24 protein-coding genes are annotated in these 24,751 nt (G+C 69.1%); 13 read left to right on the top strand and 11 right to left on the bottom strand.

Annotated features, from left to right (window positions below):
- Positions 1 to 13: 13 nt before the first annotated feature.
- The 3 genes from GGR25_RS17650 to GGR25_RS17640 form a co-directional block, all read right to left on the bottom strand.
- Positions 14 to 1,297, bottom strand: coding sequence for a metal-dependent hydrolase family protein (locus GGR25_RS17650; RefSeq protein ID WP_183400131.1), 1,284 nt, complete (start codon positions 1,295 to 1,297; stop codon positions 14 to 16).
- A 709-nt stretch (positions 1,298 to 2,006) separates the two neighbouring features.
- Positions 2,007 to 2,432 carry a cupin domain-containing protein gene (locus GGR25_RS17645; RefSeq protein WP_183400130.1) on the bottom strand — a complete coding sequence of 142 codons (426 nt, stop codon included), beginning with the start codon at positions 2,430 to 2,432 and terminating at the stop codon, positions 2,007 to 2,009.
- Positions 2,433 to 2,449: 17 nt separating this feature from the next.
- Entirely contained in the window at positions 2,450 to 4,003 is a 1,554-nt protein-coding gene (locus GGR25_RS17640; protein WP_183400129.1) for an amidohydrolase family protein, read from the bottom strand.
- 119 nt (positions 4,004 to 4,122) lie between these two features.
- Between GGR25_RS17640 and GGR25_RS17635 the strand changes: the two genes are divergently transcribed.
- From GGR25_RS17635 to GGR25_RS17600, 8 genes are all read left to right on the top strand, one after another.
- Positions 4,123 to 5,106: a LysR family transcriptional regulator gene (locus GGR25_RS17635; RefSeq protein ID WP_246409894.1), complete on the top strand. Its 984-nt coding sequence runs from the start codon at positions 4,123 to 4,125 to the stop codon at positions 5,104 to 5,106.
- An 89-nt stretch (positions 5,107 to 5,195) separates the two neighbouring features.
- Positions 5,196 to 6,242, top strand: coding sequence for an ABC transporter substrate-binding protein (locus GGR25_RS17630; protein ID WP_183400128.1), 1,047 nt, complete (start codon positions 5,196 to 5,198; stop codon positions 6,240 to 6,242).
- Between the two features lie 231 nt (positions 6,243 to 6,473).
- A complete protein-coding gene (locus tag GGR25_RS17625; RefSeq protein ID WP_183400127.1) occupies positions 6,474 to 7,331 on the top strand; it encodes an ABC transporter permease in 858 nt (285 codons plus the stop codon).
- Positions 7,328 to 8,122 carry an ABC transporter permease gene (locus tag GGR25_RS17620; RefSeq protein WP_183400126.1) on the top strand — a complete coding sequence of 265 codons (795 nt, stop codon included), beginning with the start codon at positions 7,328 to 7,330 and terminating at the stop codon, positions 8,120 to 8,122. The genes GGR25_RS17625 and GGR25_RS17620 overlap by 4 nt, the downstream gene beginning before the upstream one ends.
- A gap of 8 nt (positions 8,123 to 8,130) precedes the next feature.
- A complete protein-coding gene (locus GGR25_RS17615) occupies positions 8,131 to 8,976 on the top strand; it encodes a phosphorylase family protein (RefSeq protein WP_183400125.1) in 846 nt (281 codons plus the stop codon).
- Positions 8,973 to 10,082: an ABC transporter ATP-binding protein gene (locus tag GGR25_RS17610; protein WP_183400124.1), complete on the top strand. Its 1,110-nt coding sequence runs from the start codon at positions 8,973 to 8,975 to the stop codon at positions 10,080 to 10,082. Before GGR25_RS17615 ends, GGR25_RS17610 begins: the two co-directional genes overlap by 4 nt.
- Positions 10,079 to 11,029, top strand: a complete 951-nt coding sequence (locus GGR25_RS17605; protein WP_183400123.1) for a carbohydrate kinase family protein — start codon at positions 10,079 to 10,081, stop codon at positions 11,027 to 11,029. The genes GGR25_RS17610 and GGR25_RS17605 overlap by 4 nt, the downstream gene beginning before the upstream one ends.
- 163 nt (positions 11,030 to 11,192) lie before the next feature.
- Positions 11,193 to 12,017 (top strand): creatininase family protein, encoded by an 825-nt coding sequence (locus GGR25_RS17600; RefSeq protein ID WP_183400122.1) that lies wholly within the window; start codon positions 11,193 to 11,195, stop codon positions 12,015 to 12,017.
- Here GGR25_RS17600 and eda read toward each other — a convergent pair.
- Together eda and GGR25_RS17590 are read right to left on the bottom strand one after the other, a co-directional pair.
- Positions 12,012 to 12,647, bottom strand: a complete 636-nt coding sequence (eda, locus tag GGR25_RS17595; RefSeq protein ID WP_183400121.1) for a bifunctional 4-hydroxy-2-oxoglutarate aldolase/2-dehydro-3-deoxy-phosphogluconate aldolase — start codon at positions 12,645 to 12,647, stop codon at positions 12,012 to 12,014. The genes GGR25_RS17600 and eda overlap by 6 nt on opposite strands.
- Positions 12,644 to 13,582 carry a PfkB family carbohydrate kinase gene (locus GGR25_RS17590; RefSeq protein ID WP_183400120.1) on the bottom strand — a complete coding sequence of 313 codons (939 nt, stop codon included), beginning with the start codon at positions 13,580 to 13,582 and terminating at the stop codon, positions 12,644 to 12,646. The genes eda and GGR25_RS17590 overlap by 4 nt, the downstream gene beginning before the upstream one ends.
- A gap of 382 nt (positions 13,583 to 13,964) precedes the next feature.
- On the opposite strand from GGR25_RS17590, the gene GGR25_RS17585 reads away from it, so the two are divergent.
- Complete coding sequence (locus tag GGR25_RS17585; RefSeq protein WP_183400119.1) at positions 13,965 to 14,720, top strand: glutamine amidotransferase; 756 nt, start codon at positions 13,965 to 13,967, stop codon at positions 14,718 to 14,720.
- 34 nt (positions 14,721 to 14,754) lie between these two features.
- Here the strand turns inward: GGR25_RS17585 and GGR25_RS17580 are convergent, their stop codons facing one another.
- Complete coding sequence (locus GGR25_RS17580; RefSeq protein ID WP_183400118.1) at positions 14,755 to 16,950, bottom strand: flavodoxin domain-containing protein; 2,196 nt, start codon at positions 16,948 to 16,950, stop codon at positions 14,755 to 14,757.
- A 224-nt stretch (positions 16,951 to 17,174) separates the two neighbouring features.
- Here GGR25_RS17580 and GGR25_RS17575 point away from each other — a divergent pair, with 224 nt between their 5' ends.
- The 4 genes from GGR25_RS17575 to GGR25_RS17560 all read left to right on the top strand — a co-directional run bounded on the left by GGR25_RS17575 (position 17,175) and on the right by GGR25_RS17560 (position 21,767).
- Positions 17,175 to 17,897 carry a response regulator gene (locus GGR25_RS17575; protein WP_183400354.1) on the top strand — a complete coding sequence of 241 codons (723 nt, stop codon included), beginning with the start codon at positions 17,175 to 17,177 and terminating at the stop codon, positions 17,895 to 17,897.
- Positions 17,897 to 19,315 carry an ATP-binding protein gene (locus GGR25_RS17570; protein WP_246409892.1) on the top strand — a complete coding sequence of 473 codons (1,419 nt, stop codon included), beginning with the start codon at positions 17,897 to 17,899 and terminating at the stop codon, positions 19,313 to 19,315. Before GGR25_RS17575 ends, GGR25_RS17570 begins: the two co-directional genes overlap by 1 nt.
- A gap of 83 nt (positions 19,316 to 19,398) precedes the next feature.
- Entirely contained in the window at positions 19,399 to 19,857 is a 459-nt protein-coding gene (locus GGR25_RS17565; protein ID WP_183400117.1) for a MarR family winged helix-turn-helix transcriptional regulator, read from the top strand.
- Complete coding sequence (locus GGR25_RS17560) at positions 19,854 to 21,767, top strand: FUSC family protein (RefSeq protein WP_183400116.1); 1,914 nt, start codon at positions 19,854 to 19,856, stop codon at positions 21,765 to 21,767. Before GGR25_RS17565 ends, GGR25_RS17560 begins: the two co-directional genes overlap by 4 nt.
- A gap of 2 nt (positions 21,768 to 21,769) precedes the next feature.
- Here GGR25_RS17560 and GGR25_RS17555 read toward each other — a convergent pair whose 3' ends face one another.
- The 5 genes from GGR25_RS17555 to GGR25_RS17535 form a co-directional block, all read right to left on the bottom strand.
- A complete protein-coding gene (locus GGR25_RS17555; RefSeq protein WP_183400115.1) occupies positions 21,770 to 22,249 on the bottom strand; it encodes a DoxX family protein in 480 nt (159 codons plus the stop codon).
- A complete protein-coding gene (locus GGR25_RS17550) occupies positions 22,246 to 23,031 on the bottom strand; it encodes an HvfC/BufC N-terminal domain-containing protein (protein ID WP_183400114.1) in 786 nt (261 codons plus the stop codon). The genes GGR25_RS17555 and GGR25_RS17550 overlap by 4 nt, the downstream gene beginning before the upstream one ends.
- A gap of 11 nt (positions 23,032 to 23,042) precedes the next feature.
- Positions 23,043 to 23,897: an MNIO family bufferin maturase gene (gene bufB, locus GGR25_RS17545; RefSeq protein ID WP_183400113.1), complete on the bottom strand. Its 855-nt coding sequence runs from the start codon at positions 23,895 to 23,897 to the stop codon at positions 23,043 to 23,045.
- Between the two features lie 59 nt (positions 23,898 to 23,956).
- Positions 23,957 to 24,235: a BufA1 family periplasmic bufferin-type metallophore gene (locus GGR25_RS17540; protein WP_183400112.1), complete on the bottom strand. Its 279-nt coding sequence runs from the start codon at positions 24,233 to 24,235 to the stop codon at positions 23,957 to 23,959.
- A gap of 63 nt (positions 24,236 to 24,298) precedes the next feature.
- Complete coding sequence (locus tag GGR25_RS17535; protein WP_183400111.1) at positions 24,299 to 24,556, bottom strand: BufA1 family periplasmic bufferin-type metallophore; 258 nt, start codon at positions 24,554 to 24,556, stop codon at positions 24,299 to 24,301.
- Positions 24,557 to 24,751 lie beyond the last annotated feature (195 nt).

The following is a 24,751-nucleotide window of genomic DNA, read 5'->3' as shown; positions in this document are numbered from 1 at the left end:
CTTCGGCGGCGGTCTATTCGGCGGCGACGCGGCGGGCCGGCGCCTGATACCGGCGCGGGTCGCGATGCATGCCGCCGTCTTTCATCACCATGGCGAGCAGCGTCGAGCCGACGAGGACCGACTGGTCGACAAGCGGATTGCCATCGACGAGGAGGAGGTCGGCGAGTGCGCCTTCCTTCACCAGGCCAAGCTCGCCCTTCATGCCCATCAGCTCGCCGCCGACCGCGGTGGCGCAGCGCAGCGCTTCGGCGGGCGAATAGCCGAAGAACTTCACGAAATGGCCGATGTCGCGGGCGTTCTGGCCCATCGGCGTGACCGTGAAGCCGTAATCGCCGCCGATCACCACCTTCATGCCGCGCCTCCGCATCTCGTGATAGGTCGCGACCGTGTATTCGAGCTTGCGCGGCAGGCCCATGCGCTCGACCACGGCCTTGGAGAGGCCGACCACGTCGCCCTCGAAGACGCAATTGTGCACGAGGCCGAAGGCCGGTCCGATGATGACGCGATCCTTGACCGCTTCCAGCATGTCGAGCGCTTCCTCATCGGCGAAATCGCAATGATAGATGCAGTCGACGCCGGCCCGGACGGCGCGCTTGACCGATTCCGCCGCGCGGCTGTGGCAGGCGACGCGCTTGCCCCAGTCATGGGCGACCATGACCGCGGCATCGACCTCGGCCTGCGTCATCGAGACGACCTCGGCCCGGGCATGGCCGACGAACTCGTCGCCGGAAATGTTGATCTTCACATTGTCGACGCCCTCGCGGCAGCACAGCCGCACGGCGCGCATCACATCGTCGACGCCATCGGCCACCATGCCGAAGCTCTCGGCATGCATATGCTGCTTGCGCTCGTCGCCGAGGCCGCCGGTGACGGTGATCTCCGGACCCGCAGCGCGATAGCGCGGGCCGGCGAGATAGCCGTCCTCGATCTCCTGCCGCACGACGACATCGATCCGGAGCTTGGCGGACGCCGCCGAATAGCAGGAGGTGAAGCCGTGATCGAGGATGAAGGTGGCATTGCGGCAGGTCCGGAGCAGATGCTCCTCCGGCGGAATCTCGCCGAGATCCTGGTTGCGGCGCGGGCCGACGAAGGAGAGGTGGCAATGGCCTTCGACGAGCCCCGGCATCAGCGTCATGCCGCCGCCGTCGATGACCTCGGCCGCCTGTTCGGACGCGATCTGGTTGCGCCCGCGCGCAACCTTGGTGATGCGATTGCCGGTGACCAGCACCTCGCCGGGATAGCGATCATCATGCTCGCCGTCCCATATCTCCACATTCCTGAAAAGGTAGGACGTCATGGCGTTTCTCCTCCCAAGGTGACGCAGCGCCATGGCCCGCCTCCCGCTCCTCATGGGCCGTTCTGTGACAGCCTTGCCATCATGAGTAAGCGCATCGGCGGCGGGATTGTATCGCCAAGATCGAGTCTCAGTCCCGTATTTGGGACATTGGCGGATCAGAGCTCAACGACCATGGCCGAGGCACAAGGGCGTGACGGACTTGCCTCCCCTTGAGCCCTCCCCTTGAGGGAGGGCCAAATCCGCCTTGGCGGATTTGGGGAGGGGTCACGGCGTCGGGCAGGATCACCATGCCGACGGACAGCGCCTCTTTCGGAACCGCCTCGTTCAAGCGACCCCTCCCCGAAGCCGCTGCGCGCCTTCGGCCCTCCCTCAAGGGGAGGGCTCAAGGGGAGCTCTACGCTATGCGGCACGGCGAAATGGGGCGGGGGCAGTCGACGGGAACGCTTCCTGAGACCGAGCGGACAGTCTCCCCTTGAGCCCTCCCCCTGAGGGAGGGCCAAATCCGCCTAGGCGGATTTGGGGAGGGGTCACGACCTCGGGGCTGGATGAGAACGCCGACGGACAGGCGCTCGTCCGGAGGCGCCTCGTTCAAGCAACCCCTCCCCGAAGCCGCTTCGCGCCTTCGGCCCTCCCTCAAGGGGAGGGCTCAAGAGGAGCTTGACGCCGCAGGGCACGGCGAAATCAGCGCCCCCCACACAAGGGAGCGTGGCTACGCCGCTCCGGTCAGGACCCGCAGGTCTTCCTCGTCCAGCGTCACCGGCGTGCCGCCGCGGATCAGTTCGGCGAAGCCCTGGTTCGGCGTCATCACGGTGAGCGTATAGAGCTTCGAGTCCCCGGTGTTGCGCACGACATGCTCGTTGCCGGGGTTGAGCAGCAGGGCGTCGCCCTTTTTGATCGGCAGTTCCTTGCCGTCGCAGACCGCGATGCCCGAGCCGTGCAGCACATAGAAGAACTCATGCGCGTGCGAATGCTCGTTCGGCGGCGTGGCGCCGCCGCGATTGAAGATCTCGATGACGAAGATGTTCTCGATCCCGTCCTTCGCCTCGTCGAACAGGATCGCGAAATAGTTCGTGTCCGTCGGCGATATCTGGAACGCCTTGGCGCTGGCGACGGTTTCCGTGCTGAAAGCCTTCATCGTTTTCCCCTGGTGTCTCACTCGGCGGCGGCCGGATAGCCGCGATCCTTGGCGTCGCTCGGCGACATGCGCAGCGGCAGATGTCCGGCCGGCACGCTGCGGCGCGTCGCCATGAAGTGCATCTCGTCGAGGTATGGGCGCACCTCGGCGGCGCCCGCGCTCATCGCCGGGCAATAGTCGCGGCGGAACTTCTCGGCGGCTTCCGAAATCTCGGAGCGGATCGCCTCTTCGTCGATCAGCGCGAGCTTCCGATCCCGCATCACCACGCGGCCACCGACAATCGAGGTCTGCACGCTGTCGGAATTGGCCGAGAACGCGATCTGCTGGATCGGGTCGTGCAGCGGCAGGAAGCCCCAGTCATAGCGATCGAGCAGGATCACATCGGCCTTCTTGCCGACCTCCAGCGAGCCGACCTCGTCCTGCATCAGGCTGGAGCGGGCGGCGTTCTTCGTCGCCATTTCGTAGACCTCGTGCGCCGAGACCCATTCGCGATAGTCATGCGTGCCGATCTTGTGGATGCCGGACGCGGCCTTGATCGCCTGGAAGATGTCGGCGCTATCGGCCGAGGCGACGCCGTCGCAGCCGAGCGCGACATTGACGCCGGCTCGCTTCAGCTTGCGGACCGGCGCGACGCCGGAGCCGAGCTTCAGATTGGCCAGCGGATTATGGGTGATCGAGGCGCCGACATCGCCCATCATCGCCATGTCGCCATCGGTGAGCCAGATCGCATGGTTCATCGTCAGCCGATGCGTCATGCAGCCGACCGAGGCGAGGAAGGCCGGCAGCGTCATGCCGTATTTCTCTTCGCCGGTGACCGCCTGCGTCTTGGTCTCCAGCACATGGCAGTGGATCGGCAGGTCCATCGCCTGCGAGAGTGCGGCGACTTCCTCCAGCAGTTCCGGCGAGCAGCGCTGCGGCCCGCACGGTCCGAGGATGATGCGCATGCCGTCCTTGCCGTGCCACTTGCCATGGAGCTCGTGAAACAGCGCGATCTGCTCGGCGCGGCCGGGCGTATGCAGCGCGTTCAGCCGCGCCTTCATCGCCTCCGGCACGATCTTGTCCAGGAAGGGCAGGCTCTTCAGGAAGCCCTCGTCCCACATCGAGGCGGTGAGCCAGCCCTTCAAACCGAGGTCGCGATAGGCGCTCGCCGTCGCGTCGACAGCGTCGGGCGTGAAGGCCATGTTGATGACGTCGTCCTGCAGCGCCGTGACGCCGGAGCGGATCGAGACGATGCCGACCAGCATGGCGCGGAGGTAATGCTCGCGCCAGGTCAGCGTCGGCGCGCCGAAGGGCGGATAAACCTCGGACAGCCAGATCTCGAGGGGCAGATTGTCGTAGCGCCCCATCTCGAAGCCTTCGTTCGAGTGCATATGCGCATCGACGAAGCCGGGCATGACGATGCGCCGCCCGGCATCGATCACCTCGATGCCCGGATGCGCGGCAGCCTCGGCGGAGAGATCGGGGCCGATGGCGGCGATCGTGTCGCCGACGATGAGCACGTCGCCGCGCTCCAGCACGGTTCCCGCCCCGTCATTGGTATGGATCAGGCCCTGGCGGATCAGGATGGACATGGAACGGCTCCCGTCATTGCTGTGATTTTGTGCATGCTTGGTCCTGCGGCACGGTTCCTGCTTAGCTCTTCTGCAGGAACGCGGCCAAGGCGTCGCGGGTCAACGGAAAGGGCTGACCCATGATAGTGCGCTATTCCGACCACGGGCTCGACATCCGCCTGCTGCGCACGCTGCAGATCCTGCTGGACGAATGCAGCGTCTCGCGCACGGCGGCGATCCTCGGCCAGAGCCAGCCGGCGGTGAGCCTTTCCCTGAAACGGCTTCGCGAAATCATCGGCGATCCGCTGCTGGTCCGGAGCGGCGCCCGCCTGGTGCCGACCGAGCGCGGGCTGGAGCTCGGTGCCCGCATCGCCCGCATCCTTGCCGAAATCGACGGCATGGTGAACGAGGAAAAGCCGTTCGAGCCCGCGACCGACACGCGCGCGCTCCGCATCCACGCCGTGAACTGCCTCGGCATCTTCTTCATGCCGCGCATCGTGGAGCTGCTGCGCCGCGAGGCGCCGAACATGCAGGTCGATTTCTGCGGCACGCAGAACGAGCGCGAGATCTTCACCGAGCTGGAGGCCGGCACGATCGACCTCGTGATCGGCAACTGGCCCTCGCCGCGGGAGAGCCTGCGCTTCGCGCCGCTGCTGGAGACCGACATGGTGCTCGTCATGCGGCAGGATCATCCGCTCGCCGACCGCACGCGGCTGACGCTGGACGAATATCTCTCGATCGACCATCTGTCGCCGACGCCCTATATCAGCGCCGAGATCAGCCCGGTCGACGGGCGCCTCGCGCAACTGGACAGGAAGCGCCGCATCGCGCTCACCGTGCCCGAATTCGCGCTCGTCCCGGCGACGCTGGCGCGCACCGACCTCGTCTTCACCTCGAGCCGGCCCTTCGCCGAGCAGATGGCGGCCGTCATGCCCTTCGCACTCGCCGATGCGCCGCGCGAATTCGATACCATGAAGTTCTACATGCTCTGGCATGAACGGGCTCATCATTCGGCCTGCAACCGCTGGCTGCGCAGCCTGGTGCGCCGGATCGCATCGGAAATCGGCGATGCCGGCGAGCTACCATCGCGCAAGTTCTCGCCGCGCGACATAATCGCGGCCTAATAGCGTCTATCAGCGCTGACACACTTCCTCGCTCCCCGCGATCGCCGTCCAATCGGCGGCGTTCACGCGGGAACCAGAGGACCCAAAAAATGCGGGATACGCTTTCCAGACGTGCGATCGCTGCGGCGCTTGCGGCCTCGATCGCCCTGCCGGCCATGATGGCGCCGGCCTTTGCGCAGGATTTCAAGGGCAAGACGCTGGTCGTCGGCGTGTGGGGCGGCGACATCGAGCGCCTGCTGCGCCAGAACGTCGTCGGCCCGCTCGAGGCCGAGACCGGCGCCAAGGTCGAGCTGGTGCTCGGCGGCACGGGCGACCGCCTCGCGCGCATCTATGCCGAGAAGGCCAATCCGACCATGGATATCGCCTTCCTCAACATCTACGAGGCGCCGCAGGCGCTGAAGGACGGCGTCGTCGAGGCGCCCGATCCCAAGAGCCCGCTCTATACCGAGATCTGGGACGGCATGAACAATGGCTGCTACGCCATGTCGCTGGTCGGCCTCGGCATCGCCTACAACAAGAAGCTGGTTTCCAGCCCGCCCGAATGGGCCGACATGTGGAAGCCCGAATACAAGGGCAAGATCGCCGTCGCGTCCTATCCGGGCTCCGAGGGCGACGGGCTTCTCGGCGTCGCCGCGCGCCTTTCCGGCAAGGACGAGCATGACGCCGACGCCGCCTTCGCCAAGGTCTCCGAGCTGAAGCCGATCGCGCTCACCTACACCAATCTCGATGAAGCCTTCGCAATGATGGATGCGGGCGAAGTCGCCATGGCGCCGATGATCTCGGGCTATGTGCTCGCCGCGCTGAAGCAGCATCCCGATATCGGCTTCTCCTTCCCGAAGAACCCGGGCCCGGTGCTGGTCCGCGACATGCTCTGCCTGGTCAAGAACTCGCCCAATCCCGAGCTCGCCAAGAAGTTCGCGGAGCTGGCGCTCGGCGTCAAAAACCAGACTGACTATGCCGAGCAGCTCTATTTCGGCCCGACCAACAAGAACGTGAAGCTGCCCGAGAGCGTCTCCGCCGACGTGATCGACACGCCGGAAGAGGTCTCGAGCCTGCTCCAGCTCGACTGGCCCTATGTGATCACGCAGCGCTCCGACTGGACCCAGCGCTGGAACAAGGACGTGCTCGGGCAGTGAGGCGCGGGCGCTTCCCGCTCTGCTGACGCCCTGCGCGGGAATGCCCGACATTCTCGCGCAGGCACGGCCCCCGAACTGGGCGTCACCCCGGCGAAAGCCGGGGTCCATGCCGCCGAGACGCAGGACGCTGGCCGCACGGCTGAATGGATCCCGGCTTCCGCCGGGATGACGGAAGCCGAATGACGGCACGTTGGGCGAATACAGCTTCCGCCCGTCAAGTCGCGAGACGCCATGCGAAGCTCCACCCCCCTCCTCTTCCTCCTCCCCGCCGTCGCCCTTTCCGCCGTCGTCTTCCTCGCGCCGTTCGCCTGGCTGATCTATGCGAGCTTCAAGACGCAGGGCGCGGGTTCGCTGCTGATGGCCGACGGGTTGACGGTCAAGAACTATGCCCGCCTCGTCGCGGATTCCTATTTCGCCGCCGCCTTTGTCCGCACCATCGGGCTCAGCGCGCTCACGACGCTGCTGACCCTCGTCGTCGGCCTGCCCGTGGCGCGGCTGATCGCGACGGGTTCGGGGCGGGCCAAGGGGCTGCTGCTCGCGCTGATGCTGGTGCCGCTCGTCTGCGGCGCACTGCTGCCCTCGCTCGGCATGATCCACCTGCTGGGACCGCTCGGCGTCGTCAACGGCACGCTCAAGCTGCTGGGGCTCACGACCTCCTCGATCAAGTTCCTCGGCACCACGGGCGGCGTGGTGCTCGGCCTGGTGCAGGCCTTCCTGCCACTGATGGTGCTCCCCCTCGTCAATACGCTCTCGCGCCTGCCGCGCGATGTCGAGCATGCCGCAAGCTCGCTCGGCGCCTCGCCGCTGCGGGTGTGGCGCCGCGTGATCCTGCCGCTCGCCATGCCCGGAATCGTCGCCGGTGCCGTGCTCGTCTTCAGCGCGGCCTTCACCGCCTTCGTCACGCCGCAGGTGCTCGGCCAGGGCAAGATCGCGACCTTCGGCACCGTCGCCTACCAGCAGGCGGCGCTGGTGCTCGACTGGCCCTTCGCCTCGACGCTCGCCGTCGTCGTGCTGGTCGCGATCGGCCTCGCGCTCATCCTCTCGGCGCAGTTCGATCGTCTCCTCAGGCGCCGGAGGCTCGCGGCATGAAGCGTCTTTCGCCCGGCCGTGCGCTCCAGCTCCTCTGGACGGCGCTTGCCTATCTCTTCCTGCTCGCACCGATCCTGGTGCTGATCCTCGCCTCGTTCGACCCGTCGAAGTTCTTCCGCTTTCCCCCGCGCAGCCTCTCGCTCGTCTGGTACGAGGGAGCGCTCGCCAGCGGCGAATATCGGAGCGCCTTGACGGCGAGCGCCATCATCGCGCTGCTGGCCGGCATCATCTCGATCACCACGGGCTCGCTCGCCGCCTTCGCGCTGGTGCGCTTCGATTTTCCCGGCAAGCGGCTGATCGAGGCGGTGCTGCTCGCCCCGCTGGTCCTGCCGCTCATCGTCTGGGCGATCGCGCTGCTGCAGATCTATGCCGTGCTCGGCATGAGCGGCACGCTTCTCGGCCTCGTTCTCGCCCATGCGGTGATCACCGTGCCCTATACGGTGCGGATCATGGTCTCGACCTTCGAGCGCATCGACCCGAGCCTCGAGGCGGCGGCATCGAGCCTCGGCGCTCCGCCGCTCGCCGTGGCGCGTCGGATCGTGCTGCCGCTCGCGATCCCCGGCCTCGTGACCTCCGCCGCCTTCTCGCTGCTGATCTCGTTCAACGACGTGATCGTCTCCTCGCTGATCGCCGGCGCGCGCTGGATCACCTTCCCGGTCCGCCTCTTCTCCCAGCTCCGCAGCGAGGGCGTCGATCCGATCACGCTCGCCATCGGCGCCACGATCATCGCCGTGATCCTGCTCGCAGCGATCATCGGCGAATACACGCTCAAATGGTCGCGCCACCTCTGAGGAACTTCATGACCGCTAACCCGATGACCGCCGGCTACCCCTATCTCGACCGCCTGCCCAAGTTCGAACGCGACGGCATCCCGCTTCTGACGGGGTTCCGCCGCGAGACCATCGCGCGTTCGGTCGTGCTCGCCGTGCGCGATCCGCTGACCGTTGGTGAGGGCGCCGGAGAGGACGCGATCGCTTCGGAGCTGGAGAACGCGGAATTGGTCGCGCGCACCGGCCTCTTCACCACCTTCACCGGCACCTATCGCGGCGTCCTGGTCAGCGTCGTCTCCGGTGGCTCCGGCTCGCCGGAAGCCGAACTCGCGCTGATGGACCTCTTCAACCACACGGATTGCGATACGGTGATCCGCATCGGCGGCTGCGGCGGCTGGGGCAAGGATGTGCGTGTCGGCGACGTCGTGATCTCCTCCGGCGCGGTGCGCGACGAGGGCATGACCAAGGCGCATGTGAAGGTCGAATACCCCGCGGTGGCCGACTGGCGCGTCGTCGCGGCCATGGTCGCGGAGGCCGAGGCGCTCGGCGCGCCGCATCATGTCGGCGTCACGCGCACGGGCGACAGCGAATATACCGGCTGGGGCAAGCCGGGACCGGGCGGCTATTTCCAGGAGGAGCACCGGCAGATCATCGACTATTGGCACCGCGCCGGCATCCTCAACACCGACCGCGAGAGCGCGGCCGTGCTGACGCTCGCCGCGCTCTATGGCCGCCGCGGCGGCTCGGTCTGCTCGGTCGGCGACAATGTCGTCACCGGCGAGCAGCATCGCTCCGGCTCCGGCCAGAACTTTGCGATCCGCGTCGGCCTCGGCGCGCTGGCAAGGCTCGGCACACAGGCAGGACCCGCCGCATGAGCGCGCAGCCGGCAGCCGTTCCGCATCTCGAGATCGATGGCGTCTCCAAGCGCTTCGGCGAGACCGAGGTGTTGCGCGATGTCTCGATCACTGTGCCGCGCGGCACCTTCCTCGCGCTGCTCGGGCCGTCAGGCTGCGGAAAATCGACGCTGCTGAAGATCATCGCCGGCCTCGAAACCCAGACCGGCGGCCATGTGCGGCTCGACGGCGAGGCGCTCGACGGCATGCCCGCCTATCGGCGCGATATCGGCGTCGTGTTCCAGTCCTATGCGCTGTTTCCGCATATGAGCGTGAAGGAGAATGTCCGCTTCGGCCTCGACATGCGCCGGCTCGACAAGGCGGAATCCGCGGCCCGCGTCGACGAGGCGCTGGAACTCGTCAAGCTCGGCGGCTATGGGAGCCGCATGCCGTCCGAACTGTCCGGCGGGCAGCAGCAGCGCGTCGCCATCGCCCGCTCGCTCGCCATCCGCCCCCGCCTCCTCCTGCTCGACGAGCCGCTGTCGAACCTCGACGCGGTGCTAAGGAAGAGCGTGCGCGTCGACATCCGCGAACTGCATGACCGGGTCGGCACCACCACCGTCATGGTGACGCATGATCAGGAAGAGGCGATGAGCATGGCGGATCAGGTCGCCGTGATGGCCGAGGGCCGCGTGCTGCAAATGGGCACGCCCGAGGCGATCTATGAGAGGCCGGCGACGCGCTTCGTCGGCGGCTTCGTCGGCAGCCCGCCGGCAAGCCTCATGAAGCTCTCGCGCCGTTTCGAGGGCGGCTGGCGCTTCGGCGAGATCGAATGGCAGATGGAGCCCGCGCTCGCCAGACGGCTCGACGCGATCCGGCGGATCGAGGTGACGATCGGGCTGCGGCCGGAACGCATGCGCCTGGTCGAGGCCGGCACGGAAGGCGCGCTTGCCGCGGAGCTGCGCTCGTCCGAATATCTCGGCGGCGAAAGGCTGCTTCATGCCGCCGTCGGCCAGGAGCGCATCGCGGCGCTGGTCGGCGGCCATCTTTCCGGCCTGCCGAAGCCCGGCGAGCCGGTCCATCTGCTGCCGGACGCCGACGCCGTCATGCTGTTCGATGCGGAGAACGGGGAGCGGCTGGACCCATGAGCGAGGCAACAGGCGGCGCGCCGCGCATTCATTGCCTGGGAACGCTGGTGTTCGACCGGATCTTCGAGGTCGATCGGCTGCCGGGCCCCGACGACAAGGTCTTCATCCAGGCGAAGCGCACCGAAGCCGGCGGCCCGCCGCGCAATGTCGCGATGGCGCTGGCCGGATGGGGCGACGCGGTCTCGCTCGCCTCGGCGGTGGGGGACGACGCCGTCGGCCGCATGCTGCTGGACCTCGTCGCCGCCGCAGGCATCGATGGCGCGTCGACGCGCGTCGTCGAAGGCATGACGACCGCCGAGACCGTGATCCTCGTCGATGCGCACGGCGAGCGCTCGATTATCATCGACCCGGTTCCCGAGGCGGTTCTCGCCGCGATCGGCAGCGCGCTGGCGCCCGCGACGGGTGACGTGGTGATCTCGAACCTCTTCCATGCGCGCGCCACCGCCGATGCGCTGTCCCGGGCGCGTCAGGCCGGCGCGCTGGCGCTGGTCGACCTCGAGGCGCCGGAGATCGACCGCTGGGGCTGGGACGCCGCGCTCGAAGCCGCCCGCGCCGCCGACATCGTCGCGACCAATGCGCAAGTGCTGCGCGCCTTCGCCGAGCGGGAAGGCATTGCGGCCGATCATGAAGCCGCCTGGAAGCTGGCGGGAATTTTCGAGCCGGCCGGCGGCCGCGTCTGCGTCACGCTCGGCGCCGGCGGCGTGCTGGCGCGCGACGGCGCGGCGCGCCTCACCCTCCCGGCCCTGCCGATCACGCCGCGCAACACCAATGGCGCCGGCGACCGCTTCCTCGCCGGCCTCGCCCATGCACTGCTCGGCGGCGCCGCCTTCGGGCAGGCGCTGAGGCTCGCCAGCGCAGCGGCCGGCCTGCACATCGCCGGCGCGACGCATGGCTGGGACGATATCGAACAGGCGGCACTAGAGCTGGAAAGCGAAGGCGCCGGATGATCGAGCGCCCCTCCCGTTCAGCTCTGTCGTTGCCGGGCTTGACCCGGCAACCCGGTCTTCCTTGCCAGCATGGGGCCGGACGAGAGGCCGCAAGCCCGGATTGCCGGGTCAAGCCCGGCAGTGACATCCTTTATTCTATCAACGAGATCCCAAGGACATCCCGATGACCGCCGCCCTGCCGCCTTCCCGTCTCTGGATGGATCTGACGACCGTCGAGGCCGCCGCCCTGCCGCCCGAGACGGTGGCGCTGCTGCCGGTGACGGCCGTCGAGCAGCATGGGCCGCATCTGCCCGTTGGCACCGACGCCTATATCAATCGCGGGATCGTGACGCGCATGCTGGAGATGCTGCCGCGCGACGTGCCGCTGCTGGTCCTGCCCGAGCAGACGGTCGGCACGTCGGAGGAGCACCGCGATTTCGCCGGCAGCCTGTCGCATCGCCCGGCCCGGCTGATGGAGATCTGGACCGACGTCCTCTCCTGCATCACCAATTCACCCGTCCGCCGGCTGATCATCTTCAACAGCCATGGCGGCCAGACGGGCCTGCTCGCGCCCGCGACACTGGAACTGCGCGTGCGGCACGGCCTGTTCGCGGCCTATGCCAGCTGGTTCGACGCCGGCTATCCGGACGGGCTCTTCACGGATGAGGAAATCCATTACGGCCTGCATGGCGGCACGATCGAGACGAGCCTGATGCTCGCCATCCGCCCCGATCTCGTCCGCATGGGGAAGATCGCCGACTTCCCCTCGCGCGCGATCGAACTCGACACGACGACGCGCCATCTCTCCGCCAATCCCGGCTATGGCCGGCTCGGCGGCTTCGGCTGGAAGGCGCAGGACCTGCAGGCGACCGGCGTCACCGGCAATGCCGCCGCCGCAACGGCGGAGGCCGGGCAGAAACTGCTCGACCATCTCGCCGCCGCGCTCGCCGCCCTCGTCACCGACATGACGGCGGCGAGCCTGATGATGGGCGATGGAAGGCCGCTATAGGGCGCCGAGGATCGCCTTCGCGCGACTGACGCGTGCGGCAAGCTCCGCTCGCCGCCCCTCGTTCGCGTCGAGACCCGCCTGCAACCAGCTGCCGCCGACGGCCGCGACATTCCTGAGCGCCGCATAGGCCGGCAGCTGCGGCTCGCCGATGCCGCCGGTCGGCACGAAGCGCACCGCCGGAAAGACATTGGCATAGTCGCGCAGGATCGCCGGCGCGCCGTTCGGCTCGGCCGGATAGAATTTGAGCGCGGTGAAGCCGAGGCCCTCGGCGGCCATCACCTCGCTCGCCGTCTGCGCGCCGGGCAGCAGCGGCAGCGGCGAGGCCTTGGCGGCGGCGGCAAGCTCCGGCGTGAGACCGGGGCTGACCATGAGATCAGCACCCGAATCCGCCGCCCGCGCGCAGAGCTCGGCCGAGAGGATCGTGCCGGCGGCGATCAGCAGGCGGGGATGCCGCTCCCGGCAGCGGGCGAGCGCTTCCGGCGCGCCCGCGCTGCGGAAGAGGATCTCGACCGCCGCGACGCCCGCTTCGACGAGATCGTCGACCAAGGCCGCGGCCTCGGCAACGTCGCGCACCGTGACGATCGGCATCATCCGCGCCGCCGAAAGCCGTTCTAACCAGTTCGCGCTCATGTGTCTCTCTCTTGAAGGAAGGCCAGCACCTCGGCGCGGCCGGGCGCGCCACGCGGGCCGCCATGGCGGGTGCACTTGATCGCCGCCGCCGCGCTGGCGAAGGTGAGCGCCGCCTCCAGCGCCAGCCCGTCGGCGAGCGCCACGGCGAAGGCGCCGTGAAAGACGTCGCCGGCCGCGTTGGTATCGACCGCCTCGACCGTGAAGGCCGGCATCAGGCGAACCGCACCGTCCTGTACATAGGCGAGCCCCGACTCGCCGCCGGTGACGATGATCGTCGCGCCGAAGCGCTCATGCAGCCCCGCCGCGGCCGCATGAAGACTGTCCGCGCCGGTGAGGATCGCGGCGCCGGCGAGCGAAGCCGCGATATGGCTGGCGCGCGGCGCGAGATCGGCGAGGATTTCCGCCCGGCCGACATCGAGGTCGAGAATGCCGGGCACGCTAGCCGTCCGGGCCGCATCGAGCGCAAGCGCCGCCGCCGCCGGCCAGCGCACATCGGCCAGCACCGCCGCAAAGGCGCCGTCCGCGATCGGCGGCACGGTAGCGGGCGCGTCCATCAGCGCGGGGGCGTAGTAGGGCACCACGATACGCTCGCCATCCGACGCGACGATGATCGAGGCCGTCGCCGACATGGTCGCCGGCACGCGGCGCACATGGGCGGGATCGATCCCCTCGCGGGAAAGCGCACCGACCAGGAAATCGCCGAGCCCGTCATCGCCGGCCGAGGCCCAGAGCGCGACGGGACGGCCGAGCCGGACGACGGCGATCGCCGCGCTCGTCGCCATGCCGGCCGCGACCATGGTGGCGCCGCCGGCGAGGAACTTGCCCGGACCATGCGGCAGCGCCGTGACATTGAACATCAGATCGCAGGTGAGCGCCCCGACGCTCAGGACCGGCCGCCGATCGCCGCCGGCCGCAAGGGGTGCCGCGCCACTCATGATGGCACCCTGCCCTGCACCAGCGCGCAGAAAGGCGGCGGCCCGGCGGGCCGCGCAATCATCATCCTTGTCCTCATATCCTCGCCTTCTCGGACGAACGTGCCGGGCGCGAATCCCGGAACGCCTCCTCCCGTCCGCGCGCATATGAGCGCGCTCCGCCGCGCGCGTCGAGCCCTTCGCCGCGCGTCATCGCGCGAAAGAGCGGCGCGCACTCCAGATGTGCACGACCTCCTCTTGGAAACCGGAGGTGGCTTTACTCGGCACGCCCTGAAACATAGCGTTCATGGCAGGAATTCGGTTGTCGGGGATCGGGGGCGCAGGGGACCCCTGCGGTCCCGCGGACAGCGCGGGTACCCAAGAGAGAACCGACCGGAGCAGACCCATGACTGAACGACGCCGCATCCTTATCGCCGGCGAATCCTGGACCGTCCATTCGATCCACCAGAAGGGCTTCGACAGCTTCACGACGACGGAATATGCCGAAGGCGTGCGCTGGCTGAAGGATGCGCTGGAGGCAGGCGGCTGGGAGGTCGTCTACCAGCCGGCGCATGTCGCGGCGCGCGACTTTCCCCTGACCGCGGAGGCGCTGTCCGCGTTCGACAGCGTGATCCTCTCGGATATCGGCGCCAACACGCTGCTGCTCCATCCCGACACCTTCGTGCGCTCCAAGGCGCTGCCGAACCGGCTCGAATCGATCCGCGACTATGTCGCGGCCGGCGGCGGCTTCATCATGGTCGGCGGCTATTTGACCTTCCAGGGCATCGAGGCCAAGGGCCAATATGCCGGATCGGCGGTCGAGGAAGCCCTGCCCGTCACGCTCGATCGTTTCGACGACCGCCGCGAGACGCCGCAGGGCATCGTGCCGAAGGTTTCGGCCAGCCACCCGATCGTCGAAGGTCTCGAAAACGTATGGCCGGCGCTGCTCGGCTATAACCGGATCTGGCCGAAGGACGACGCCGCTGTCGTCGCGACCGTCGGCGACGACCCGCTCATCGTCGCCGGCACGCATGGCAAGGGCCGCTCGGTCGCCTTCGCCTCGGATTGCGGCCCGCATTGGGCGCCGCCGCCCTTCGTGGAATGGTCCGGCTACGCCAAGCTCTGGCAGCAGATCGCCGACTGGTCGGCCGGCCGGATCTGAGGCCGGGATTGAGCCCCGGCCTCAGATCCGGGGCTCAGTCGAACGCGTCGATCCGGATGCGGCCCTCGGCGAGCCATTCCTCCGTCAGCGCCTCGGCGGCAGCCTCCGTATGGCTGCCGTCGGCGGCGAGGATCGCTGCCAGCGCGCGCATCACGTCGCGCGCCATTTCGCGGCGGCCGCAGATATAGACGATCGCCTTGTCGTCCAGCAGCCAGCGCCGGACGGGTTCGGCCTGCGCGATCAGCCGCGCCGGAATGCGCCCGCCGCCGGCGTCGCGCGAGAAGGCCGTGTCGAGCCGCGTCAGGGACCCGTTGCCGAGCGCCGCCTCGATCCGGTCCTTCCAGAGGAAATCGCCGCCGCGAAGACGGTTGCCGAAGATGAGCCAGGCCGGCCCGGCCCTGAGCGAGGCACGCCGCTCCGCGAGAAAGCCGGGAAACGGGGCGATGCCAGAACCCGTGGCGATCATCAGGATCGGCCAGGACGGATCGCCGGGCGGGTTGAAGCCGGGATGGGCCTCGATATGCCCGTCGATCGTGCCGCCGAGCGGCAGCGTGCGGACGAGCGCGGCGGACATGCGACCGAATCCTGACCTGCCGTCCGCATCGCTCCAGCGATGCAGCCGCACCGTCAGCTCGATCCGGCGCGGATCGACGCGGCTCGAGCTGCCGATCGAATAGGAGCGTTCGCGCTCGCCCGCACCCGGCTTGAGACGCAGCAAGTCGCCGGGACGGAAGGCGAGCTTCGCCTCGCTTTCGAGTGTGACGGCCCAGGTCTCCTGCGTATCGCCGGCCTCGGGATCGTCGAGGCGGCGACGCTCGGCAAGGCGAAGGCGCACACCCTCATCCTTCACCGATGCCTCGGTCCGCACGGCACCGAGCCCGAGCCGCGCTGCCGCACCGGCCAGCCAGCGCGACCAGTCCGCCTGCGGATCGCCATCGACGCGGACGAGCGGCGCGATCTCGGCGGCGCCGGCGCCGACCAGCGCGGTCCGGAGCGTCTCGGCACCGCCGCAGAAATGCGCATAGGACCGATCGCCGAGGCCGAGCATTGCGAAGCGCACGCCGGCGAGCGAGGCCGTCTTGAGGGCACGCAGGAAACGCAGTGCCGAATCCGGCACATCGCCCTCGCCCGTCGAAGCGGCCAACAGCAGCACGGCGCGATAGGGCTTCAACGCCTCCGGCGTCAGCCGCGCAAGCGAAGCGACGTCCGGCCGCAATCCGCTCGCCCGGAGCGAGGCCGCGGTGGCCTCGGCAAGGCGCGCAGCCGTACCGGTCTGGCTCGCATAGGCGACGAGCAGATCGCCGCCGCCCGCCGGCAGCGCGGCGCGCCGCTCGCGACGGAAGCGACGGAACCACGAGAGGACGCCGGTGACGGTCAGGGCAAGAAGGACCAGCGAGATCACCACATTGAGCGCGCCCGACCACGCCCCGGCCCAGGTGCCCTCATGGATCTGCTGGACGAGCCCCTTGCCGCCGGTGAGCGGAACGGCCTTGGCGTCGGTGACGGCATAATTGCCCTCCGCGGTCTGGAGCAGCACGGTGCCGCCGCGGAATGTCCGCGCGGAGACGAGATGCGCAAGATCGATGTCCTTGCCCGCGACGGTGAGCGCCTGCGCGATCGAGACGGGCTGGCTGGCCCTGGGCAGCGGCTGACGCGCGCCTTCGCCGATGCCGAGCACGATCATGACAGCGGTGAGCGGGGCGATGATGGAGAGCGGCAGCAGGCACCAGCCGACGGCACGATGCCAGCCGATCAGCGAATTGCGGAAGCGCAGCAGCGACAGGAACGGCCCGATGATCATGATAGCCAGCATGACGAAGCTCGCCGCCTCGACGACGAAGCCGAGGCCGAGCAGCAGCGACTTGTGCAGCTTCTCGGCGATGCCGAAGACATCGACGCTGGAGGTCGGCGCCGCCGCGCGCGTGCCGGCCTGAACGTCCCAGCGGCCCGCGACATCGGCGCTTCCGCTCGCGACATCCACCGCCGCGCCGCCATTGGCGACCGATATCGACGTGACGCCGCCACCGCCATCGAGACGGGTGATCAGTTGCTGAAGCGCCGTCGCGTCGACCGCGCCGGCGGCGGCCGACGCTGTCGCCAGACCGGAGACGATCGGCCGAAAGGCGAGCACCGTTCCCGACAGGATGATGAGCAGGAACACCGGGGCGAGCACGAGGGCGGCCCAGCGGTGAAGGCGGATGAGAAGCGGCTTGATTGCGGAGAGGGACATCATCGGATCCATGCTGCGGACCCCGTGTCAGATGCGAGGCCCGTGATCGGACCATCGGCTCCGCCTGTCACACACATGTCCCGCGGCACGGCTCTTTTGTCGGCAAAGCTGGCAGAGGCCCCTCTTGCGACAAACTGATACAATTTGCCTCTGGCCCTGCCGCCGGGCCTTCTGCTCTTTCGGATCGGCGCCCGATGCTGCAAAGGGCGCATCGCTGGAACGCCATGGAACGGACGCCGCATATTCTCGTCGTGGACGATCATCGCGAGATCCGCGAACTGCTCGCCAAATACCTCGCCAAGAACGGAATGCGCGTCTCGACCGCCTCGGGCGGGCCCGAGATGCGGCAGGTCATGCGCTCGGCCTCGATCGATCTCGTCGTGCTCGACATCATGATGCCGGGCGAGGACGGGCTTTCACTCTGCCGCCAGCTCCGCCAGGCGAGCGAGATTCCGGTCGTGCTGCTCACCGCCGTCTCCGAAGAGACCGACCGCATCGTGGGCCTCGAACTTGGCGCCGACGACTATGTGACCAAGCCATTCAGCCCGCGCGAACTGCTCGCGCGCATTCGCGCCATCCTGCGCCGTTCCGCCGCCGTGCCGCGGCCGGCGGCCGAGGGCGAAAACGCGCGCTATCGCTTCGAGCGCTGGACGCTCGACACCGCCCGCCGCACGCTGATCGACGAGGATGGCAACGAGGCCCTGCTGGGAACGGCCGAATTCCGCCTGCTGCTCGCCTTCGTGACCCGGCCCGGGATGGTGCTCACGCGCGACCAGTTGCTCGACATCACGGCGGGACGCGCCGCGCAGGTCTTCGACCGCTCGATCGACAATCTGGTCAGCCGCCTGCGGCGCCGGATCGAGCGTGATCCGCAGCATCCGACCCTGATCAAGACCATCTGGGGCGACGGCTATTCCTTCGCCGCCAAGGTCGAGATGCTGCCGTGATGGCGATGCTGCGCCGCCTCTGGCCGTCCAGCCTCGCCGGCCGCCTCGTCGTCCTGCTCGTGGCGGCGCTGGCGCTCGCGCAGATCGCGCTCCTCGTCGTGCTCCGCAGCCAGCGCGATGCGATGGTCGACGGCATCGCGCACAGCCAGGCGCTCAACCAGACGGTCACCTTCGTTCGCCTGCTCGCCGCCTATCCGCCGGACGAGGGCGAACGGATCGCAGCCGCCTTTCGCTCGCGCGAGACCTGCGCCGGCGTCACGCAGGCCGCGCCGCCGCCCGGCGACACCTCCGTCGAACGCGGCCTCGCCCGCATCCTGAAACGCATGCTGCACGGCGTCGAGACCGGTGAGCCGGGCGTCACGATCGACCCGGACGGTGCCGACGAGCATGGCTGCGGCGCCTCGGCCGGGCCACCGGCGCCCCCCGCGCCACCGGACGGCGATGACGACGACGACAACGGTCGTCCGCGCCCCCCGCGGCCGCATGCGGCCGCGGTGATCATGACGGTGCCGCTCGCCGATGGCCGCGTGGCGACGATGCGGAGCCGGATCGAGGTTCCCGGGCAGTGGAACCGCGCCGCGACACTCTCCTTCCTGATTTCGTCCCTGGCCGTCGCCCTCATGGCGGTGATCGTCATTCGGCTCGAGACGCGCTCGCTGCGCACGCTCGCCGCCGCGTCCGAGCGGTTCGGCCGCGGCGAGGCCGTCGAGCGGCTGCCGGAGATCGGCCCCTCGGAAGCCGTGGCCGTGACGCGCGCCTTCAACACCATGCAGGAGCGGCTCAGCCTCTTCCTCAAGGACAGGCTGCGCCTCCTCGCCAGCATCAGCCACGACCTCCGCACGCCGCTGACGACGCTGCGGCTCAAGGCTGAGTTCATCGAGGACGAGGCGATGCGCGAGGATATCGTCGCGACGCTCGACGAGCTGACGGTGATCTGCGAGGCGACGCTCGCCTTCACCCGTGCCGAGGCCACGACCGAGCCGACGGCGACGATCGACCTCGCGGGACTGATCGGCGATGTCGCCGAGGAGTTCCGGCTCGCCGGTGGCGCCGTGGCCGTCTCCGGCGCCGCGCCCCTGCCCTATCCCTGTCGCCCGGTGGCGCTGAAGCGCGCGCTGCGCAACCTGATCGAAAACGCGATCCGCTATGGCGGCCATGCCGATGTCACCGCCGCACCCGACGCGGGCGGCGTCCGCATCACGATCGACGATTCCGGACCCGGCCTCCCCGAAGGGCGGATCGAGGAGGCGTTCCAGCCCTTCGTGCGGATCGAGCCGTCGCGCAACGCCGAGACGGGCGGCATCGGCCTCGGCCTCGCGATCGCGCGCAGCATCATCCGCGCCCATGGCGGAACGCTCGCCCTCGCCAACCGGCCCGAGGGCGGCCTCCGCGCCGAGATCAGCCTCCCGCGCGCCTGAGAAGCAGCCGGCGGCGGCGAGCATCATCCTGTGTCACGGCTATATGATTTGAATATCAATCATTTCTATGTCATTCATATCGGATGTCGGTCACTTCCCCTCCCCGTCCCCGTTTCGGCATGCAGTTCGTGCTGACCGCGCGGCGCTGGCGCGCCGCGCTCGATGAAAAGCTCGCTGCCGTCGGCCTCTCCGACGCGAGCTGGGCGCCGCTGATGCATCTCGCCATATCCGGCGACGGCATCAGCCAGAAGGAACTGGCCGCGCGCATGGGCCTCGACGGTTCGAGCCTAGTGCGCCTCATCGACCTGCTGGAGACACGCGGGCTCGTCGCCCGCCGGACCGACGAGGCCGACCGCCGCGCACGCCACATCGACCTGACTGCGGCCGGCCATGCCGCCGTCGCCTTCATTCGGGAGCGGCTCGACGCCGCCGAGGCGGAGATGCTGGCCGATCTCTCCGATGCGGAGATCGCACAGCTGATGGATGCGTTCGCCCGGATCAACGCCCGTCTTGAGGCCGGCCGCCCGGATGCGGCACCGTGACCGCCGCGCTGGTCAGGCTCGGCTTCGAGCCGGCGCGGCTGCGCTTCTGCCTGCGCACTGCGCTCGCCGCCTGCATCGCGCTGCTGCTGGCCTGGCTGCTCGGCCTCGAGCATCCGCAATGGTCGGCGATGACGGTCTGGGCCGCCTCGCAGCCCGGTCGCGGACAGTTGGCCGAAAAGGCGTTCTTCCGTTTTGCCGGCACGCTCAGCGGCGTGGCCGCCGGCATGCTGATCATGGTGGTCTCGCGCGGCGAGCCGGCCCTGCTCGTCCTCGGCCTCGCGCTCTGGACCAGCCTCTGCGCCGGGATCGGCAATATCCAGCGCGGCTTCGTCTCCTACGGCACCATGCTCGCCGGCTATTCCGCCGCCATGGTGGCGCTGCTCGACACGGCCCATCCCGACCATGTCTTCGCGCTCGGGGCCGACCGTCTCGCCACGATCTCGGTCGGCGTCGCCGTCGCGCTGATCGTCGGCTGGCTGTTGACGCCGCCCGCCGGCGAAGACGCGCTCGCCGGACGGATCCGCCGGCTGCTCGCCGGCATCCTCCGCGCCATGGCGGACCGCCTCGCTTCGGGCGCCGCGGCCGACCCGCGCAAGGTCGAGGCCGATCTCTCCGAGATGGCCGCGATCGACGAGACGCTCGACCCCCATGGCGCCGGCTCGCTGCGCTCGCGTCGATCGGCGCGCAGCCTCCGCGTCGTGCTCGCGGCCGCGATCTCCGCGCTGATCTGGCTGAGAAGCCGGCCGCGCGGCGAAGCGGACCATGCGAGCGCCGCAGCGCTCCGCCGCGCAGCCGAGGCGCTTGAGACGGCGGCCGATCCGCAGCGCGCGCTGGCTGCGCTTACCGAGGCGTCGACGACGAGCGACCCGGCGCTCCGCGACGTATTGGAGCGACTGACGGCAGCCCTCGCGGCCCATTTCGCCACGCCGGCGCCGGACGAGACGCCGCGCCACCAGCATTTTCCCGTGGCGCTGCATCGCGACTGGGTCGGCGCACGCGAGGCGACGATCCGTTCCTTTCTGGTGATGCTGGCGGTCGGCGCCGTCTGGATCGCGACCGGATGGCATGCCGGCCCCTTCGTGCTGCTCGGCGTCGCGATCATGACGTCGCTGTTCTCGACCTTCGACGACCCGGCGGCGACGATGCGCTTCATCTTCCTCGGGCAGATCGTGGGTGCGGCGGGGGCGCTGCTCTGCCGCTGGATCGTGTGGCCGCATGCGCAGGGCGAGCTCGAACTCGTCCTCATGATGATGCCGTTCATCCTCGTCGGCGCGCCGCTGCTCGCGCATCCGCGCACGGCGCCGATCGGCTTCGACTACAACATGGTCATGCTGCTGCTGCTCGTGCCGCATTATCCGCTCACCGGCACGCCCGGCCAGTCGCTCGCCACGGCCGCGGCGGTGGCGCTCGCCCCGCTCGTCGCCCTCGCCGCCTATCGCTTCGTCTTCCCGGCCGGCGCGCGGCGGCGGATGGATACGCTGATCGCCATGATGGTGCGCGAGATCGAGGCGATGGCGGCCGATGCACGGCTTCCGGCGGATCGGGCGCTCTGGCGCGCCCGGCTCTATCATCGCCTGCTGCGCCTGGTGCGCTGGGCTGAGAAGACCGGCAGCGAGCGGGGACCGGCCGTCGAAGGCGGCCTCGCGGTGCTGCGCCTCGGCACGGCGGCGATCAGTCTGCATGCGCTCCGCGGCGAGGATGGCCTGCCGCCGGGCACGTCGCGCAGCCTTTCGGCCGCACTCGAACGGCTGCGCCGGCTTCGCGCCGCGCCCGACAAGGCCGGCGCCGCCCTGGAACGGGCGGCCCGGCGGATCGGAGGCAGCCGTCCGGAGGAGGCCGAGACGCTGCAGGCCGCTGCCATCGGCCTCGCCCGCAACCTGCCCTTCTTCCGGCGCGCCGCCTCGCTCTGAGTTCAGCGCCGGACGCGGCGCGCGATAAGATAATCGAGCGACAGGACGCCCGGCCCCTGCTTCATGATGAAGAGCAGGCAGACGGCCCAGGTGCCATGCGTCGGCCAGGCGTCGGGATAGACGAAGACCTCGATCACCAGCGTCATGCCGAGCAGGGCGAGCGCCGACAGGCGGCTCGCGAGGCCGAGCACCAGCAGAACGGGAAAGAAATGCTCGGCGAAGGCGGCCAGATGCGCCGCCAGCCACGGATCGACCAGCGGCAGGCGATATTCGTTGGCGAAGAGATAGACGGCGCTGTCGGTGACGTGCCAGCCCTCGACCTTGGTCTGGCCCGACTGCCAGAACACGCCGGCGATCGAGAGCCGCGCGACCAGCGCGATCAGATCGGCGGGGATGAGACCGAGGCGCTGGAGCGCGCCGTCCAGGAGCTGCGGCAGATGGCGGGACGCCGGCCTCTCCGCAGTCGAGATCGTGTGGGTCATGGAAACCTCCCTTCAGCGATGCGCGAGAAGACGCCGCTCGAAAGGGCGCCGGTCAGATTGGCGGCGAGATCGAAATGATCCGACGCTACGGCGCCGGCCTCCGCGGCCTCGGCGAGCGTGGCACCGTCTCCCAGCGCCGCGATGAAGGCGGCCCCACCGGACGGCAGGCGATGAACCGCGACGGCCAGATGCGGGCGGACGACGAGCGCGTCCTCGCCCAGCCAGTCGTCGATCGGTCCGGGTTCGCCGCCCTCGGCATTCATGGTCCAGATCGTCACCACGGGATGCGGCGAGCGCACGAGATGCACGGTCGGATGCAGGCGAAAACGCAGGGCCCCCACCGCTTCGGGCGGTATGTCCGCGAGTTCGGCCGGATCGAGCGGCGGCAGGTCGGCCGCGTGGTAGGCGCGGCTTCGCGCCACCTCGATGCGCAGGACGTCGGCGAGATAGGGCACCGAGGCCGCGGGCTCGAACGCCGCGACGAAATCCGGGAAGTCGTCGCCATAGCCGAGCAACACCGGCGAGCGCGGCGGATGGAGCTCGACATAGGTCCGCGCCATGGCCGCGAAGAAATCCGGCCCCACGATCCGCTCGCCGGCCGGAAAGCGGCTCGCCAGCGCACGGGCGAGACCGGCCTGCACATTGTTGCGATAGACCGAAAAGCGCGCCTCGGGCGGCTGCCCGTGCCAGGCCGTCAGCCCGTCGGGCAACGGCCCCGCCACCTGCATCACGGCGGCGGCGAAACCGGACTGGCGATCGGGAACGGCGAGGAATGGCTGCATCGCGCTCATCCTCATGCCGCCACGCGCTTCGCCGAGGCGGCGAGCACGCGCCCGGCCGCCTCCGCCTCACGCCGCAGCACCGGCCAGTCCGGCACGTCATTGTCCCATTCGACGAGGCTCGCGACCGGACCGATGCGCGCGATCACGCTCGCATAGAGCGCCCAGACCGGATCGGGCACCGGCGTCGAATGCGCATCGATCAGCAGCGGCGCGCCGATCTCGTCGGTGTCCGCCTCGTGCCCGGCGAGGTGGATCTCGCCGACGCGATCGAGCGGAAAGGCGGCGAGGTAGTCCTCGGCCGAGCGATGATGGTTGGTCGCGGCGACGAAGACATTGTTGACGTCGAGCAGCAGCCCGCAGCCCGTGCGCCGCACCACGTCGGCGAGGAATTCCGTCTCGGGAATGGTGCTCTCGGCGAAGAGGAGATAGGTCGCCGGATTTTCGAGCAGCATGGCGCGTCCGAGCGTCGTCTGCACGCGGTCGACATGCTCGATGACGCGGGCGAGCGTCGCCTCGGTATAGGGCAGCGGCAGCAGATCGTTCAGGAAGACATCGCCATGGCTCGACCAGGCGAGATGCTCGGAAAAGCTCTCCGGCTGATACCGATCGCAGAGCGCCTTGAGGCGGGCGAGATGCGCGCCGTCGAGCACCTGGTCGGCGCCGATCGACAGGCCGACGCCATGGATCGACAGCGCATAGTCCTGCCGCAGCCGCGCGAGCTGTGCATGCGGCAGGCCGCCGGCCCCCATATAGTTCTCGGCATGGACCTCGAAGAAGGCGAGCGGCTGCGGCTCGGCCGTGATCGCGCCGAAATGCTGCGGCTTGAAGCCGACGCCTGCGCCGGCCGGGAGGTTCGACGGTTTCATGGGATGATCTTCCGGGAGAAGAGAGCGGCGGGCACGGCGCCCGCCGCGGGGGAAGCGGATCAGGCGGGGCGCTTGATCGGCATCAGCGAGCCCGGCCCGAACGGGGTCTGCATCGTCGCGCAGCTTCCCGCCGGAACCAGCTTCCAGGAATTACCCTGGTAATCGACCTTCGAGGTGCCGGCGCAGGTCGTGCCCGGACCGGCGGCGCAGTCGTTCTGGCCCTTGAGGGCGACGCCCCAGCACTTCTCCTTGGCCTCATCGGCCGAAGCCGGCAGGCTCAGAAGCGTGAGGGCGGCGGCGAGCGAGGCGGCGAGAGCGACGCCGTGATTGCGAGACATGGTTGGACTCCGGATCGAGAATGGGAGGAAGGGAGGCCGCCGCTCCAGCGCGGCGGCGCCGGATCACATCTTGTGCGGCTTCAGCGAGCCCTTGATCGTGGTGCAGGTGCCCGTGGGAACCAGCTTGAACGAGCCCTTGTCGTAATCGACCTTGGACATGCCGGCGCAGTTGTGCGAGCCGGCGGCGCAGTCGTTCTGCCCCTTGAGCGCGATGCCGTAGCACTTCTCCGTGTCGGCGGCGGCAGCCGGCGTTGCGGCGAAGGCGGCGAGCGCCGAGGCGAGCGATCCGGCGAGAGCGAGTGCGGCGATACGGGTGTTCATGTTGGTGAGTTCCCTGTCGTGCCGGCCCCGATTGGCCGACATCCGGGGCTACGCGAAGGCCGCAAGGTTCGTTACAGAAGAGGGCGATGTTTTTTTTCGCGCGGTGCGCCGCGACGGCGTTGGCGGACCGAAGCGCGGGAAATTTCGCCGCCTCGGTAACGAAGGCGTGTTCGGCAGCGTAGCTAGGCTTTGAGG

The organism is Kaistia hirudinis (genome assembly GCF_014196455.1).
Lineage (GTDB): Bacteria > Pseudomonadota > Alphaproteobacteria > Rhizobiales > Kaistiaceae > Kaistia > Kaistia hirudinis.
Note: the sequence above shows the minus strand (reverse complement) of the source record. Positions and strands in the feature narration are given on the sequence as shown.

Coding starts and splice junctions, on each gene's coding strand:
- GGR25_RS17650 (WP_183400131.1), bottom strand. CDS start 1,297: ATGACGTCCTACCTTTTCAGGAATGTGGAGATATGGGACGGCGAGCAT.
- GGR25_RS17645 (WP_183400130.1), bottom strand. CDS start 2,432: ATGAAGGCTTTCAGCACGGAAACCGTCGCCAGCGCCAAGGCGTTCCAG.
- GGR25_RS17640 (WP_183400129.1), bottom strand. CDS start 4,003: ATGTCCATCCTGATCCGCCAGGGCCTGATCCATACCAATGACGGGGCG.
- GGR25_RS17635 (WP_246409894.1), top strand. CDS start 4,123: ATGATAGTGCGCTATTCCGACCACGGGCTCGACATCCGCCTGCTGCGC.
- GGR25_RS17630 (WP_183400128.1), top strand. CDS start 5,196: ATGCGGGATACGCTTTCCAGACGTGCGATCGCTGCGGCGCTTGCGGCC.
- GGR25_RS17625 (WP_183400127.1), top strand. CDS start 6,474: ATGCGAAGCTCCACCCCCCTCCTCTTCCTCCTCCCCGCCGTCGCCCTT.
- GGR25_RS17620 (WP_183400126.1), top strand. CDS start 7,328: ATGAAGCGTCTTTCGCCCGGCCGTGCGCTCCAGCTCCTCTGGACGGCG.
- GGR25_RS17615 (WP_183400125.1), top strand. CDS start 8,131: ATGACCGCTAACCCGATGACCGCCGGCTACCCCTATCTCGACCGCCTG.
- GGR25_RS17610 (WP_183400124.1), top strand. CDS start 8,973: ATGAGCGCGCAGCCGGCAGCCGTTCCGCATCTCGAGATCGATGGCGTC.
- GGR25_RS17605 (WP_183400123.1), top strand. CDS start 10,079: ATGAGCGAGGCAACAGGCGGCGCGCCGCGCATTCATTGCCTGGGAACG.
- GGR25_RS17600 (WP_183400122.1), top strand. CDS start 11,193: ATGACCGCCGCCCTGCCGCCTTCCCGTCTCTGGATGGATCTGACGACC.
- eda (WP_183400121.1), bottom strand. CDS start 12,647: ATGAGCGCGAACTGGTTAGAACGGCTTTCGGCGGCGCGGATGATGCCG.
- GGR25_RS17590 (WP_183400120.1), bottom strand. CDS start 13,582: ATGAGTGGCGCGGCACCCCTTGCGGCCGGCGGCGATCGGCGGCCGGTC.
- GGR25_RS17585 (WP_183400119.1), top strand. CDS start 13,965: ATGACTGAACGACGCCGCATCCTTATCGCCGGCGAATCCTGGACCGTC.
- GGR25_RS17580 (WP_183400118.1), bottom strand. CDS start 16,950: ATGTCCCTCTCCGCAATCAAGCCGCTTCTCATCCGCCTTCACCGCTGG.
- GGR25_RS17575 (WP_183400354.1), top strand. CDS start 17,175: ATGGAACGGACGCCGCATATTCTCGTCGTGGACGATCATCGCGAGATC.
- GGR25_RS17570 (WP_246409892.1), top strand. CDS start 17,897: ATGGCGATGCTGCGCCGCCTCTGGCCGTCCAGCCTCGCCGGCCGCCTC.
- GGR25_RS17565 (WP_183400117.1), top strand. CDS start 19,399: ATGTCGGTCACTTCCCCTCCCCGTCCCCGTTTCGGCATGCAGTTCGTG.
- GGR25_RS17555 (WP_183400115.1), bottom strand. CDS start 22,249: ATGACCCACACGATCTCGACTGCGGAGAGGCCGGCGTCCCGCCATCTG.
- GGR25_RS17550 (WP_183400114.1), bottom strand. CDS start 23,031: ATGCAGCCATTCCTCGCCGTTCCCGATCGCCAGTCCGGTTTCGCCGCC.
- bufB (WP_183400113.1), bottom strand. CDS start 23,897: ATGAAACCGTCGAACCTCCCGGCCGGCGCAGGCGTCGGCTTCAAGCCG.
- GGR25_RS17540 (WP_183400112.1), bottom strand. CDS start 24,235: ATGTCTCGCAATCACGGCGTCGCTCTCGCCGCCTCGCTCGCCGCCGCC.
- GGR25_RS17535 (WP_183400111.1), bottom strand. CDS start 24,556: ATGAACACCCGTATCGCCGCACTCGCTCTCGCCGGATCGCTCGCCTCG.